This is a genomic window from Neobacillus sp. 204 (assembly GCF_046562815.1).
In the GTDB taxonomy this organism is placed as follows: Bacteria; Bacillota; Bacilli; order Bacillales; family Cytobacillaceae; genus Neobacillus.
On the sequence record NZ_JBJORY010000004.1, the window covers coordinates 88415 to 102921 of the forward strand.

13 protein-coding genes and 1 pseudogene are annotated in these 14507 nt (G+C 39.6%); 11 read left to right on the forward strand and 3 right to left on the reverse strand.

Features of this window, described 5'->3' with window-relative positions; genetic code table 11:
- Nucleotides 1-57: 57 nt before the first annotated feature.
- The 11 genes and pseudogenes from ACJ004_RS09745 to ACJ004_RS09795 all read left to right on the forward strand — a co-directional run bounded on the left by ACJ004_RS09745 (nucleotide 58) and on the right by ACJ004_RS09795 (nucleotide 11803).
- Nucleotides 58-1230 (forward strand): MGDG synthase family glycosyltransferase, encoded by a 1173-nt coding sequence (locus ACJ004_RS09745; protein ID WP_410892726.1) that lies wholly within the window; start codon nucleotides 58-60, stop codon nucleotides 1228-1230.
- Between the two features lie 24 nt (nucleotides 1231-1254).
- On the forward strand, nucleotides 1255-2568 hold the full coding sequence (locus ACJ004_RS09750) for a VTT domain-containing protein (RefSeq protein WP_410892727.1): 1314 nt from the start codon (nucleotides 1255-1257) through the stop codon (nucleotides 2566-2568).
- A gap of 221 nt (nucleotides 2569-2789) precedes the next feature.
- Nucleotides 2790-3392 carry an undecaprenyl-diphosphatase gene (locus ACJ004_RS09755; protein ID WP_410892728.1) on the forward strand — a complete coding sequence of 201 codons (603 nt, stop codon included), beginning with the start codon at nucleotides 2790-2792 and terminating at the stop codon, nucleotides 3390-3392.
- A gap of 64 nt (nucleotides 3393-3456) precedes the next feature.
- A complete protein-coding gene (locus tag ACJ004_RS09760; RefSeq protein ID WP_410892729.1) occupies nucleotides 3457-5145 on the forward strand; it encodes a DUF6044 family protein in 1689 nt (562 codons plus the stop codon).
- A 14-nt stretch (nucleotides 5146-5159) separates the two neighbouring features.
- Nucleotides 5160-6164 (forward strand): glycosyltransferase family 2 protein, encoded by a 1005-nt coding sequence (locus ACJ004_RS09765; protein ID WP_410892730.1) that lies wholly within the window; start codon nucleotides 5160-5162, stop codon nucleotides 6162-6164.
- Nucleotides 6161-6574: a GtrA family protein gene (locus ACJ004_RS09770; protein WP_410892731.1), complete on the forward strand. Its 414-nt coding sequence runs from the start codon at nucleotides 6161-6163 to the stop codon at nucleotides 6572-6574. The genes ACJ004_RS09765 and ACJ004_RS09770 overlap by 4 nt, the downstream gene beginning before the upstream one ends.
- A gap of 135 nt (nucleotides 6575-6709) precedes the next feature.
- The gene (locus ACJ004_RS09775) at nucleotides 6710-7549 is read left to right on the forward strand and encodes a cytochrome c oxidase assembly protein (protein ID WP_410892732.1); all 840 of its coding nucleotides are present in this window, start codon (nucleotides 6710-6712) and stop codon (nucleotides 7547-7549) included.
- Nucleotides 7550-7788: 239 nt separating this feature from the next.
- On the forward strand, nucleotides 7789-9135 hold the full coding sequence (locus ACJ004_RS09780; protein WP_410892733.1) for a cytochrome ubiquinol oxidase subunit I: 1347 nt from the start codon (nucleotides 7789-7791) through the stop codon (nucleotides 9133-9135).
- On the forward strand, nucleotides 9132-10160 hold the full coding sequence (locus ACJ004_RS09785) for a cytochrome d ubiquinol oxidase subunit II (protein ID WP_410892734.1): 1029 nt from the start codon (nucleotides 9132-9134) through the stop codon (nucleotides 10158-10160). The genes ACJ004_RS09780 and ACJ004_RS09785 overlap by 4 nt, the downstream gene beginning before the upstream one ends.
- Before the next feature lie 11 nt (nucleotides 10161-10171).
- Nucleotides 10172-10276, forward strand: a complete 105-nt coding sequence (gene cydS, locus ACJ004_RS09790) for a cytochrome bd oxidase small subunit CydS family protein (RefSeq protein ID WP_410892735.1) — start codon at nucleotides 10172-10174, stop codon at nucleotides 10274-10276.
- Between the two features lie 299 nt (nucleotides 10277-10575).
- Nucleotides 10576-11803 (forward strand): annotated as a pseudogene (locus tag ACJ004_RS09795) (chromate transporter).
- A gap of 134 nt (nucleotides 11804-11937) precedes the next feature.
- Here the strand turns inward: ACJ004_RS09795 and ACJ004_RS09800 are convergent.
- The 3 genes from ACJ004_RS09800 to ACJ004_RS09810 form a co-directional block, all read right to left on the reverse strand.
- On the reverse strand, nucleotides 11938-12684 hold the full coding sequence (locus ACJ004_RS09800; RefSeq protein WP_410892736.1) for an amino acid ABC transporter ATP-binding protein: 747 nt from the start codon (nucleotides 12682-12684) through the stop codon (nucleotides 11938-11940).
- Between the two features lie 15 nt (nucleotides 12685-12699).
- On the reverse strand, nucleotides 12700-13359 hold the full coding sequence (locus tag ACJ004_RS09805) for an amino acid ABC transporter permease (RefSeq protein ID WP_410892737.1): 660 nt from the start codon (nucleotides 13357-13359) through the stop codon (nucleotides 12700-12702).
- Nucleotides 13360-13424: 65 nt separating this feature from the next.
- Complete coding sequence (locus tag ACJ004_RS09810; protein WP_410892738.1) at nucleotides 13425-14201, reverse strand: amino acid ABC transporter substrate-binding protein; 777 nt, start codon at nucleotides 14199-14201, stop codon at nucleotides 13425-13427.
- Between the last annotated feature and the right edge of the window lie 306 nt (nucleotides 14202-14507).

Below are 14507 nucleotides of genomic sequence, written 5' to 3' on the forward strand. Positions count from 1 at the left end.
ATTTTGAAATCATTATTTTTCAAGGAACGATTTCTAGTAGAACAGGAGATGGAATAAGTGAAAAAGATTTTGTTTCTACCACTCTTACAAATGCAGTCGGGGCATCATCAAGTCGCTGAAGCATTAATGGATCATTTAAAAAATCATACAGACGACCTTACGATAAAAAAAATAGACTTGTTAAGTTATACGAATAAATCGCTAGAAAAAGTGATTACAAAAGGCTACCTTAATTGGATTCGATATGCACCAGAAACCTATAATCTCGCCTATAAGAGCTTTTTTTACGTACCACCAACTAAAAAACAGTCCTTTAAATGGTATCAACCGCTCTTTTTGAAAAAAATGGAGCAATTGTTAGCTGAGGAAAAACCAGATTTAGTTGTTTGTACGCATGGGTTTCCTTCCTATCTTCTCAGTAAGTTAAAAATGAAGGGGAAATGCGACATTCCGATTATAAACGTTTACACAGATTTCTTTATTAATAGTGTTTGGGGCAGAGAGGGGATTGATCTCCATTTTCTACCGAGTCAACAGGTCAAAGCAAAACTGGCTAGGAAATATCAAATTGCCAACCACAAGATGTTTGTTACTGGTATTCCTGTCCATGAAGAAATGACGAAAACCATAGATCGTAAAAAATACAATGAACGCCTCAAAATCTTATTATCGGGAGGAAATAGTGGCTTGGGCGGAATTTTAAAGTTAGCGGATGAGTTAAAAAGCTCATCAAACGTAGACTTCTTAGTATTGTGTGGCAATAATAAGAAACTATATAATGAAATCCTCTCGTGGGATTTAGAACATATTAAACCACTTGGTTATCTTTCTTCAAGATCAGAAATGAATAAGCTTTATGAAGAAGTTGATGCGATTGTCTCAAAACCAGGTGGGGTCACGATCAGTGAAGCAATCCGAAAAAGACTGCCGATCTTTGTTCATTCTGCTCTTCCAGGGCAAGAGGAAATAAATCTTCGGTATTTAAAGGAAAAAGAGCTAATATTTGAACTCGATCAGAAGGCTTCATTGGAAAATCAAGTGTTAAGTGTATTAAGGGATCAGCAAAAAATGAATCATTGGGAGCAAGCTATCACTGCGTACTTGCAGGGAATAGAGCTGGAGAAGCCTGAAATAGTAGAGTTGATAAAAACATTCCTTAATCAAAAGACGTGCAGCAGACAATCGGGATTCATAAAACAGTCTGAAATTTTTCATGTTGCACGGGCATAATAGAAATAAAAGGAGGACAGGACCTTGAACCATATTACAGCTTACATCGATCAGTATGGGTATATTGTCCTTTTTATAGCACTAGTACTAGAATTAATTGCCATCCCCTTACCTGGCGAAGTTCTAATGACCTATAGTGGCTTTTTGGTTTTTCAAGGGCAATTAAATTGGCTGGTAAGCATTTTAATGGCAAGTTTCGGAGCCTGTATCGGGATGACACTTTCCTACTGGATTGGTTATAAGTTAGGTAAACCTTTTTTTTATAAATATGGTCATCGGTTTCATATGGGTCCAGAAAGAATGGAGAAAATGTCTGATTGGTTTACCAAGCATGGGAATAAGCTGTTGATTATTGCCTATTTCATTCCCGGAGTCAGGCATATAACTGGATACTTTTCAGGAATTACAAGGCTTCCTTTTCGGAAGTATGCTCTGTATGCATTTACAGGGGCTTTTTTTTGGGTGACAGTATTTATTACACTTGGTAAGTTATTAGGTCCCCAGTGGGAGCAGTTTCACAGTTCGATAAAAAAATACCTCATTATCGGGAGTATTTTAGCCGCAGTTATTATCATAGCTTATTATCTTTATAAAAAGTATAAAGTAGAACTCCAAAAAGCTGCAGTCCGAACATTAAATTGGACATTGAATATATTCCATACACGTAAGCGGGTGGGGATTCTCCTAACAATTACGTTCACCCTAACGTTAAGTCTCGTTATTCTTATGATCGGGATGATACAAGATTTTCTTGGGGGAGAATTTACAAAATTTAATCAGATTGTCAGTTTGTTGGTTCCATTGACTTTTGATAAAGACTGGACTCCAGCGATGCAGGTCTTCTCTGCTTTGGGCTCAAGAAGGGTTCATTTATTGTTAATAATGCTGACTTTATTTTGGATTTTATGGAAGGGTAAGGAGAAATCAATTGAATTATTTTCTCTTACACTTGTGGCATGCGGTGGTGAACTTTACGAAGAAAGCTTAAGGAGGTTTTTCCACAAATTCTCTCCGTCTAATCACTCGATAATCGATCAGTTTTTTTATACATTCCCAAGTGAACAGCAGCTAATAACAATTGTCCTTTACGGCTTTGCCGTTTTTATTTTTGTCCGCCATTCACGAAGGATTTGGGTTCATTCATTTGGACCAATCACTGTTTTGGTTCTTATAGCCTTAATTGCCATCAGCCGTTTGTATTTTAATTTAGAGGTGCCTAGTGATATGGCGGCAGGTTATGTTTTTGGGGGAGTGTGGCTAGGATTTAATATCCTTCTTCTTGAGATTTTAAGATTATTGAGGAACATGGATCCAAATGAGATTAGCCAGGCAGGATAAAAGGAAGCCATAAATTGTAGAATCATTTAAAGTAAGCCCGACACCTTGATAAATGAGGGTGCTGGGTTTTTTTATGTTTTCTTAAGAAAGGTGAAGATAAGTTTTCATTAATTTTTAATGAAACATTCAGAGGAAATTCAGTTTCTAGTTTTATATTAAGATAGAACAAAAGCAAGAACTATTTTCATTGAATATGAGAAAAGCAATGATGGAGGTTAGTAATGTCTCATTTAGACTATGGAATCTTTCGAATAATCAATCACCTCGCCGTAAGTGAGCGATTTTTAAACCCGATAATGATTTTTTTAGCAGAAAAAGCAGAGTACCTATTTTTTGTTGGGATCATTTTTTATTGGTTTTATCCTAAATCAGAAAATCGAAAAATGGTTGTTGAGGCAATGCTTGCTGCTTGTATTGCGCTTAGTATAAATGGAGAAATTGGTCACTTTTTTTACCGGGATCGTCCTTTTGTCATTCATCATGTAAATTGGTTAATTCCCCATGCGAAGAATGCCTCGTTTCCGAGTGACCACGCAACAGCAGCATTCGTGATTGCAACAGCGATTTGGATTTGGAAAAAACATGCAGGCTGGCTGTGGTTAGTTTTAGCATCAGGAATTGCACTGTCCCGTGTTTGGACAGGTGTACATTATCCATTAGATGTGGTAGCAGGAATGCTGATTGGTGCAGTTGTGGCTTTGGCCATCCATTTCTTAATACATCGGTTCAAGGAAATTGAAAGAGTCATCATTAGGTTCATTGAATTCTATGAAAAAATAGAAAGCAACCTTTTGAAAAAGACCCAACTGATTAGAAAAAGGTAGTAGCAGCGTGTCAGCTACTATCTATTGTGTTAAAAATTTTATGTAGCAGAGTGGTGTGAAAACAATGAAACGATGGACATCTCTGAGTCCGGAAAAAAAGCATGTTTGGCTAGCTTTATGTCTATTACTTATCTATGTTTCTCCGCTGTTTATCTTAGGAGAAAACGCCCATATCAGGGTTCACGATAACCTTGATTCGAATATTGCTTGGTATAAAGTACTAAAGGATAGCGGTCAATTATTTGGCTCTAGTAATGCAGTTATTCCGCAGATCATAAATGGACTGCCGCGAAATGCCTTTGGTACAGAATTTAGCGGGATCGAGTGGCTGCATCATTTATTCCCTTCAATGCTTGCTTATGCCCTTAGTCAACTACTAACAAGAATCATTGCTTTTATCGGTATGTTTCTTTTACTGAAAAAGCACTTTGTGAAAGCAGCCGAAGCCTATCACATTCGAGTCTGGGTATCGCTTGCTTTTGCACTGACTCCCTTTTGGCCTTCCGGAATGCTTAGTACACTTGGAATGCCGCTTGCACTGTGGGCTTTTATGAATATAAGAAATGGAAAGTTTACCTGGAAAGAGTGGCTGACGATTATTCTGATCCCCTTCTATTCCAGTTTCGTTCTCGGCTTCTTCTTCTTTTTATTTTTCATGGGGCTATTATGGTTGAGAGATTTGCTTGTTAAAAGAAAACCAAATTGGGGTTTCTTTAGCAGTATCTCACTAATGACTCTCATATATCTGATGATAGAATACCGGCTTGTCTATTCATTAGTATTTCCTGAGGCGCCAACCAGCAGAAATGAGTTCGTCAGTTCCACTCTTGGTTTCTGGCACACGATCCGGTTATTTATAAAAAACTACTTTCTTGGACATACCCATGTTTTAACACTTCATACATTGGTGATCGTACCACTTTCCTTTATTGTAGTGGTAATGATTTGGAAAAAGGAAATGCGAGGAATCATTGAAAAAAGGTACCTGTACCTGTTCATTTTTAATATTATCCTCTCTATCTGGTATGCCTTTTGGTTTTATCAAGGCTGGCAGCCGCTTAAAGATCGTATATCTCTGCTCAATACCTTCAATTTTGCCCGCTTTCATTTTCTACGGCCGCTGGTTATCTACCTCATGTTTGCTGTAGGGGCCTTTCTCCTTTGGGGGAAAAGTGGGAAATGGAGGTTGTTCGTAAAAATATGTTTGATCGTTCAACTACTCGTTCTGTTTGCTGCAAACGATGAAATCGTCTACAGAGTAGAGGGGAAACCATCTGTTAAACAGTTTTATGCAACCACTCAATTCAAAGAAATTGAACAATACATTGGAAAACCCCAAAGCAGCTATCGAGTGGCTAGTATCGGGATCCACCCAGCAATCGCTCAGTATAACGGGTTTTACACCTTGGATACTTATAATAATTTCTATCCATTAACGTATAAACATCAGTTTAGGAAAATCATTGCAACAGAATTGGCGAAGAGTCCAACCTTGAAGAAATACTTCGATCAATGGGGCGGGAGATGCTATATTTTTGTCGCAGAATTAGGGAAAAAATATGAGTTTAAAAAGGATTCTAAGGTTAAAATTCACCATTTACAACTGAATACGAGCGTATTCAAACAAATGGGCGGACAATTTATTCTCTCGGCAGTGCCAATCACGAATGCTGAAGCGAATAGCCTTGAACTTAAAAAGACTTTCGACCAAAAAGATTCAGCGTGGAGAATTTACCTTTACCATGTCAAATAAGGAGGGGATTTCATATGAATAAGCCTATCTTAACAATAGTCGTTCCATGCTTTAACGAAGAAGAGGTATTAAATGAAACGATTTTACAATTATCTACTTTTTTAGACGATTTAATTGAGGATTTCCTCGTCGCAAAGGATAGTAAACTCTTATTTGTCGATGATGGCAGCAAGGATCGAACATGGGAGATCATCGAGCATAAAAGTGAGAAAAATCCCTTAGTTACAGGGCTAAAGTTGGCAGGAAATGTAGGGCATCAGAACGCACTAATCGCTGGGCTTGAAACTGCCAATAAACACTCTGATTGTGTTGTGTCCATCGATGCTGATTTACAGGATGATGTCAACGTTATTCGAACGTTTGTTGAGAAGTACTGGGAAGGTTTTGATATCGTTTATGGTGTGAGAGATAGAAGGGATACGGATACCTACTTTAAACGGAATACTGCATTAGCATTTTACCGTCTTGTAGGAAAAATTGGAATTAAACTCATTCCAAACCATGCAGATTTTCGGCTTATGAGTAAACGCGCCTTGGATGAACTGTTAAAATATAAGGAGACGAATGTATTTTTGCGGGGACTTGTCCCTCTTGTTGGTTTTGCATCCACAAAAGTATATTATGATCGGAAAGAACGGCTTGCTGGAGAATCAAAATATCCTTTGAAAAAAATGCTCGCCTTCGCTTTTGATGGGATTACTTCGTTTAGTATTGCCCCAATCAGATTTGTTACATTTTTAGGTTTTCTGGCAGTGATACTAAGTGCATTTGCAGGCGGATATGCCTTAATTCAAGAAATCTTAGGACATACGGAAACGGGCTGGACTTCGTTAGTTATCTCGATCTGGTTTGTAGGCGGACTGCAATTAATGGGCATTGGGATCATCGGTGAATATATCGGTAAAATATATCATGAAGTTAAGCAGCGTCCAAGATATGCGATTGAAGCTGATAACTTCACATCAAAGGTCATGGGAAAGCCGCAGGAAGAACTTGTTTTAAGTAGGGGAAGAGCATGAAAAACACATTTGTCCGTTTTATCATGGTAGGGGTGGTCAATACTTTGGTGGGATTATCCGTGATGTTTCTCTTGCTGCATGGCCCTGGGCTCTCCTATTGGTTGTCTACCTTTCTTGGGAATTCTGTTGGTGCATGTGTAAGTTTCTTTTTGAACCGTCGGTTTACATTTAGAAGTGAAGTTTCTGTCTTAAAAGGGTTGCCTCGGTTTGGTTTGATCATTCTGAGTTGCTATTTCATCTCCTATAGTATGGGGGAAAATTTAGTTCAAGGGCTCCTCAACAATAATGGTATGATCACATCGAAGGTAAAGACCGACCTAGCTGTTTTAATAAGTACCTTTTTATATACAATGTTAAATTATCTATCTCAAAAACTTTTAGTTTTTCACAAAAGAGAGACTTTGCTTTAAAAGTAAAAATAAGGTCATGAGAAAGGAAGAGCCACTATGGTTCTTCTTTTTTGTCATAATTCAGCTAATCAATCATAAAATTTAAAGTTAATTTGCTCGCTTAATACCTAAATATAATATGTAGGAGGGGATTTCATGTTCTATGCAATGTGGCTTGAAGGTCAATGGATGTGGAATTTGCCATTACTAGCCTGCCTAATTTGCCTAGCAGCGATTTATGTATACGTCGTAGTAACCTATACAAACATCAAGCTTTATCAAAAACAACCACTGCTGTATTTCCTCAGTTTAGGCATCATGTACGTAACCTTTGGCAGTCCATTTGAAACGATTAGTCATCTGTCGTTTAGCCTGCACATGCTTCAAATGAGTATTTTATTTTTTATTGTCTCCCCTCTATTTGTATTAGGGATTCCAGTTTCGTTAATCCAAACGATTCGAAATCACTCGCACTCTATACGATTAAGCAAATTGGTCTTATCTTCTAAAGCCTCATTATATGTATTTGGAGTCATGTTTTTAATGTACCATGTCCCAATAGTTTTAACATTTCTATCTCAAACAGCCTTTGTCCATAATGGATACTTATTTATGCTGCTGGTCCTTTCTTTTAGGATGTGGCAGCCCATCACCGTCCCAGATTCGAAGACGTTTCATACACAAGATCAGAAAAAACGTTATCTATTTCTTAGCGGACTAGTTATTATGCCGGCCTGTTTGCTATTTATCCTTACTGCCTTCCTAGGTGGAATGAATAATCCTCTTCTTTCACAACTCACCACAAATCTTTGTATTTCACCTTCCCAACTAAGTCAATTAAGTTCCCTCGATATTCTTCCTTCCTCATTTAATACAAGACTTGATCAAATGTTTGCGGGAATTCTTATGTTAGGCATGCATAAATTTGGATTGATCCTGACCGTTCATCTTGAAAAAAAACTAAAAAGCGAGGCTGCGTTGAGCGTGGTGGACTGACCACACTTGCTGCGGATAGGATGAAGATTCGATTAGTGTTCAATATATTCTACAATAATTTTGGGAATGGTATGAAAGAGAGTAGTAAATAATCTGGGTTTAGCCGAGTTGTTAGGGGGGATTTTTATTTATAAAAAGCAAGAGCGGAAACTCATTTGGCTGGCCTTTATTGTGGCATCAATTATGGGACTGTCGATCATTGGACGGCTGTTTTCAGGATAAGAAGGGTGGTAAGCAAATTGGGAAATGAAGATGCCGTTTTTTTTAGCCGTGTCCTAACAGAGTTAACTCTATCCTTCCACATCATTTATGCAACCATTGGTGTGGGTATTCCGCTGATGATTATGATTGCTCAATGGGTTGGGATAAAGAAGCAGGACGAACACTACATTTTATTAGCGCGGAGATGGACGAGGGGATTCGTGATTACCGTGGCAGTTGGGGTTGTAACTGGGACGGCAATCGGGTTACAGCTCTCGCTTCTCTGGCCCAACTTTATGCAGTTAGCAGGTAACGTCATTGCCCTGCCGTTATTTATGGAAACCTTTGCGTTTTTCTTTGAAGCGATATTTTTAGGTATATACATATACACTTGGGACCGGTTTGAAAATCAGAAGAAACATTTACTCCTGCTGATTCCAGTTGCATTAGGTGCCTCATTTTCTGCCGTTTTTATTACGATTGTAAATGCATTTATGAATGCGCCGCAGGGCTTTGATGTGGTCAATGGCCAGCTCGTCGATGTGAGCCCGATTTTGGCGATGTTTAATCCGGCCATGCCTACAAAGGTTGCCCATGTTGTTGTTACAGCTTATATGACTTCCGCCTTTGTCCTCGCTGCGATTGGTGCTTTCCGGCTACTAAGAGGTTCCAACCATACGTACCATAAAAAGGCTTTGTTTTTAACAATGAAACTTGGGTTCGTCTTTTCAGTAGCAACCGCCCTCTTAGGAGATTTCTCCGGAAAGTATTTAGCCGAATACCAGCCGGAAAAATTAGCGGCAGCGGAGTGGCATTTTGAAACAGGGAAGGGTGTTCCACTCATCCTTTATGGTGTTCTTGATAATGGAGAAGTGAAATATGCACTGAAAATCCCCTTTGCTCTCAGCATTTTAGCACATGAAGTTCCTAATGCAGAAGTGCTCGGGCTTGATCGATTTCCCAAGGATGAGGTGCCGCCGCTTTATATTCACTACCTGTTTGACACGATGGTAACCATTGGTATGTGGATGACCCTGCTCTCCTTCTTATATGCAATCGGTATTTGGCGTAAAAGGGGTTTCGTTTTATCCAATTGGTTTCGCTGGCTGGTTGTACTTGGTGGTCCTCTTTCTATTCTGGCGATTGAGGCAGGGTGGTGGCTGGACGAGGTTGGCCGTCAGCCATGGATCTTACGGGGAATTATGCGGACAAAAAACGCAGCAACGACAAGCGATCAAGTGGATTTAATGTTAATGCTATTTGCTGGTCTTTATCTGATCCTCGGGGTTGGAAGTGTGGTTGTCCTGTGGCGGATGTTCCGAAAAAATACGGTGGAACAGGAACTGGGCGACCGCGCTTCCGAGAAAGCAGGTGATAGGATATGACACTTGAAATTGTCGGTATTAGCGCACTGGGATTGTTTCTTTTTGGATATATTATTGTCGCATCGATTGATTTTGGGGCAGGATTTTTTAACGCCTTTAGTACAGTAACTGGCAAGCAGCATATTTTGACGAAGATTATTCAACGCTATTTATCGCCAGTCTGGGAAGTCACGAATGTGTTTTTAGTGTTTTTCTTTGTCGGAATGGTAGGTTTTTTTCCAAAAACAGCTTTTTACTTTGGGACTACCCTGCTTGTACCAGCAAGTATCGCACTTATTCTGCTAGCGATACGGGGAGCCTATTATGCCTTTACTACCTACGGAGGACTTAAACATAAGCGATACACCATTTTGTATGGGTTGACGGGATTATTTATTCCAGCATCCTTATCGAGCGTCTTGACGATTTCGGAGGGCGGCTTTGTGAAAATAAAAAATTCAGCTCCTGTTCTCGATTATTGGGCATTGTTTACCAGTCCTTTATCATGGAGTATTGTAGTTCTTAGTCTGACGGCAGTGTTATATATTTCAGCTGTATTTTTGACTTGGTACGCCCATCATGCAAGGGATGAGGCTGCAACGAACCTATTGCGGAAGTATGCGCTCATCTGGGCTGGGCCGGCGATTATTACGGCCGCAGGGATTATTATTGAAATGAGGATACACAATCCCGAACATTATCAGCGCTTACTAAACCTCTGGTGGTTGTTCGGGTTGTCGGTCGCTTTCTTTGCGGGAACGGTATATTTGATCTGGAAACGTCGTGCCTATGGTTTGGCATTCTGGCTAATGGTCGGGCAATTTGCCCTTGCCTTTTTGGCCTACGGAACGTCTCATTATCCTTATTTACTATATCCATATCTCACCCTTTACGACAGCTTTACGAATCAATCGATGGCGATTGCCTTGATTGTGGCTTTTATTGCAGGATTGGGATTACTCCTCCCGTCCCTGTATCTGTTATTAAAATTGTTTTTGTTCAATAAAGAATATGTCCAGGGGAATAGAAATGATGAACATGCTTAGGGGGGCTGGACTTGTTAGATAATTTCTTGCTTTTTTATGCACCTTTTCTTGTGCTGATAGTGTCGATTGCCGTGGCGTTTTGGGCTGCTCTGAAAGATGATTCTATAACCAAGTGATTTTTAAACGATTGGCTGTGTTTAACTTGTCTGTTGATATCCGCTCCAGGCGCTTCGCTTTCCGCGGGCGTTGCGGGGAGCCTCCTCGTCGCTGCGCTCCTGCGGGGTCTCCCTTGCCCCGTACTCCCGCAGGAGTCTTCGCGCCTTCCGCTCCAATCAACAGAGTGGAAAATCATCAATTACCTTTAACACAGCCAAGCTATTAAAATGAGAAGAGCCACTGTGGTTCTTCTTTTTATATAGTAAGAAAAAATGTTACATTTTGGCGTTCTGGTATCTGTTAAAGATGTATAATTAACATGATAAAAATTGCACTGTCCGAAGATAAATGGAGGAATCACGTGGTGGCACAAAACGATGGAAAGTCACTTATTGAAATACTAGTAGTCTCAACCAGACTTGGTTTAACCTCGTTCGGTGGACCAGTCGCCCATTTAGGTTACTTTTATGAAGAATATGTTCAAAAAAGAAAATGGATCGATGAAAAGGGTTATGCTGATTTAGTAGCTTTGTGTCAGTTTTTGCCTGGTCCGGCAAGCAGTCAGGTTGGGATTGGAATCGGTGTGATCCGTGGCGGTTTCTTGGGCGGAATTTTAGCCTTCCTTGGCTTTACCTTTCCATCAGTTATTCTCTTAATTCTTTTTGCACTAATTCTTCAGGGTTTAAATATAAATGACACTGGCTGGATCCATGGGTTGAAAATCGTTGCGGTAGCAGTCGTGGCTCATGCTGTTTTAGGAATGGCCCAAAAGTTAACCCCTGATATCCAAAGAAAAGCGATTGCCTTATTTGCTTTAGTCGGTATGCTGATTTGGCAGACGGCCTATACGCAGGTCGGGATAATTTTATTGGCAGGAGTTGTAGGATTGCTAATTTATAAAAAACATGAAGAGGATAAAGAAGCACCCTATATTCATTTTCCGATTTCCCAAAGGTTTGCTGTTATCTGTTTAGCGTTGTTTTTCGGTTTATTAATTGTTCTGCCAATATTAAGGGGACTCACTTCTTCAAATGGGGTTGCTCTGTTTGACAGTTTTTATCGTTCGGGCTCGTTGGTATTTGGCGGAGGCCACGTGGTGCTGCCATTACTTGAACGCGAATTTGTTCCGACGGGGTGGTTGAGTAAAGAAGAATTCCTTAGTGGTTATGGAGCAGCACAGGCTGTACCAGGACCGTTATTTACCTTTGCTGCTTATATTGGTGCGGTCATTAACGGCTGGAAGGGTGGAATTCTAGCAACAGCAGCTATTTTCTCCAGCATTCCTGCTTGTTTTAGGAACACTGCCGTTTTGGAACACGCTTCGTCAGAATCCTAAGATAAAAGGCGCATTGATGGGAGTAAATGCTGCTGTTGTTGGAATATTGATTGCTGCATTCTATAATTCCATTTGGACAAGCTCGATCTTAGCTCCTGCAGACTTTGCCTTTGCGGCAATATTGTTTAGTATGTTGGCTTATTGGAAGTTGCCGCCTTGGATCATTGTTATTACAGGGGCTGTTGGCGGTTCGTTAATTACACTAATTTAAACATAACTTCTTTTCCCTCTAACCAAGAGGGATTTTTTACGTTTCTTTTTGTTTACTTCGCATCAAAAGGCGCTCCGTGATTGGAACGCCTCTTTATTTATTAAACTTGATTATTGAAGAATTCAACGCAACGATTATTTTAAGCTGCGTTTCAGGAATGCCTTGGTTCGTTCATTCTTAGGATTCGTAAACAGCTCCTCAGGCGAACCAGATTCAACAATTTCCCCATTATCCATGAAAATGACCCTGTTTGCTACTTCCTTGGCAAAACCCATCTCATGAGTCACGACGATCATTGTCATGTGTTCTTCAGCCAGATCCTTCATGACTTGTAATACTTCGCCGGTTAATTCTGGATCCAAAGCGGAAGTTGGTTCATCAAATAGAAGAATTTCTGGATTTAACATGAGAGCCCTGGCAATGGCGACTCGTTGTTTTTGTCCACCTGAAAGATTTGCAGGATAGGATGATGCCCGGTCAGTGAGACCGATTTTTTCCAGGAGCTCATTGCTTCTTTGTTGAATTCTAGCGGATGATTCCTTCTTCAACATTCTTGGAGCGAGTTCCAAATTCTCCTTTACTGTAAGATGAGGAAAAAGGTTGAAATGTTGAAAGACCATCCCCATTTTAGCATTAATCTCTTTGACTTCTTGCGGTTTTGCGTAAACACCATCCTTTACTAAATGTTTACCGAAAACACTGATGGTGCCATCGTCAATTTTTTCAAGATGGACCAAACTGCGGAGCATTGTGCTTTTTCCAGAGCCGGAGGGACCGATTACGGCAACCACATCGTTTTTATTTACATCAAAGGAAATTTGTTTTAAAACATCCAAATTGCCAAACGATTTTTTGAGCTTAGATATTTCAATGACAGTCATATTCACCACTCCTTCCTATTCAAATTTGAAGCGTTTCTCGAGCCATTTAAAGAACATGGTTAAAATGAGCGTCATGATCAAATAAATAATACCGGCGACGAAGAATGGGACGATGGTAAAGTCTCGATTTACAGCTGTCTGAGCAAAATGTAACAATTCCGGTACAGCAACAGCATAGAGCAGTGCAGTATCTTTAACTAACGTAACGGATTCGTTAGCGACAGCCGGTAGGGCAATTCGGAACATTTGCGGCAGGACAACCCTAGTTAACGTCTGCCATTTATTCAGACCGAGGACTTGCGATGCCTCATATTGGCCTTTATCAATCGCAAGAAGACCGCCGCGAAAGATTTCAGCAAAATAAGCAGCATAGTTCAAAATAAAACCTATACAGGCTGCAACAAAGCGATCCAAAACTAAGAATTCACCTACTACTGGGATCATTGGCAGTCCGAAACAAATGAATAGTAGTTGGAGTAAAAGCGGCGTGCCGCGCATCACGTATATATAACCCTGAGCAAGCAGGGAGAGAGGCTTAAGGCGGCTGTCGACAGCCATTGTTAAAACAAACCCTAATGGAATGGAAACTAAAATCGCAATCAAAAATAAGAGGACAGTCATCTGTGCCCCTTCGAGCATTGGTTTAAGTATGGAGATCATATAATCAAGTGACATCTAATTTTCCTCCAAAAACAAAACAGGGTTCCCAAAGGAAATCCTGTTTTGCCTTATATTCGGTATTACTTTACAACTTTATCCTCGCCAAACCACTTTTTCGAAATTTGGGAGGCCGTGCCATCCTCATTCATCTCATCAAGTGCTTTTTGTAGATTTTTTAGTAATTCTTCATTACCTTTTTTAACACCTATACCGTATTCTTCAGGAGCAAGTGATTCATCGAGTATTTTAAAAGCTTCTTTTTCTTGAGTCATGTAATAATTAATAACAATTTCATCAATAACGACCGCATCCAAACGACCACTCTTTAGGTCTGTCAATGCTTGGACATTATCAGCAAACTCGGTAACTGTCTTAATTTTGGCTTTAATGGGTGCTGCGTCCAAGGCATCTGCCGCAGAAGATAACGTTTGTAGACCAACAACTTTCCCATTTAAATCATCTAATTTAGTAAGCTTTGAATCAGCCAATGTTACAACTACTTGTGCATTTTTCAAATAGGGCTTAGTGAATAAGACCTTTTGTTTACGTTCATCTGTAATTGTGTACCCGTTCCATATGAGGTCAATCCGTCCGCTGCTTAGCTCAGCTTCTTTCGTACTCCAATCGATTGGTTGAAACTTAACCTTTTTCCCCATTTTTTCTGCCGCTGCTTTAGCGTAATCAATGTCAAACCCAACAATCTCATTGTTCTCATCTCGGAAACCCATAGGGGCAAATTTATCATCAATCCCGATTACGAGTGTGTTGTCTTTTGCTCCAGCTGACTTAGATGAGCATCCTGTAAGAATAGAGAACAATGCTGCTATTACTAATATAATAGTTGCAAAACGTTTCATATGATTTAACCACCTTATCTATTTTTTACAAACGCTTTAGTACGTTACCATGTTATTATACTACCATATTATAACGCTATAACAATACTTCATACAATACCCTTTTGAATTAAAGTAAGATTAAGAATATTCTCGTTTTGTAAAATAAAAAATCCTTTATTAAAAGGTCAGATTAATAGTAATAAACCAATATAAAAAAAGTTGCCTGATTTTACAAAAGTATGAACAAATGTAGAAATACGTTAAAAGCCATATTATTTCCAATAAAAATGCATGAAAACTGCAAATTTGCCCATTACATTATAC

Bases quoted from the DNA above. Each gene is read 5' to 3' on its own strand.
- ACJ004_RS09755 (WP_410892728.1), top strand. From the start codon at position 2,790: ATGTCTCATTTAGACTATGGAATCTTTCGAATAATCAATCACCTCGCC.
- ACJ004_RS09760 (WP_410892729.1), top strand. From the start codon at position 3,457: ATGAAACGATGGACATCTCTGAGTCCGGAAAAAAAGCATGTTTGGCTA.
- ACJ004_RS09765 (WP_410892730.1), top strand. From the start codon at position 5,160: ATGAATAAGCCTATCTTAACAATAGTCGTTCCATGCTTTAACGAAGAA.
- ACJ004_RS09770 (WP_410892731.1), top strand. From the start codon at position 6,161: ATGAAAAACACATTTGTCCGTTTTATCATGGTAGGGGTGGTCAATACT.
- ACJ004_RS09775 (WP_410892732.1), top strand. From the start codon at position 6,710: ATGTTCTATGCAATGTGGCTTGAAGGTCAATGGATGTGGAATTTGCCA.
- ACJ004_RS09785 (WP_410892734.1), top strand. From the start codon at position 9,132: ATGACACTTGAAATTGTCGGTATTAGCGCACTGGGATTGTTTCTTTTT.
- ACJ004_RS09800 (WP_410892736.1), bottom strand. From the start codon at position 12,684: ATGACTGTCATTGAAATATCTAAGCTCAAAAAATCGTTTGGCAATTTG.
- ACJ004_RS09805 (WP_410892737.1), bottom strand. From the start codon at position 13,359: ATGTCACTTGATTATATGATCTCCATACTTAAACCAATGCTCGAAGGG.
- ACJ004_RS09810 (WP_410892738.1), bottom strand. From the start codon at position 14,201: ATGAAACGTTTTGCAACTATTATATTAGTAATAGCAGCATTGTTCTCT.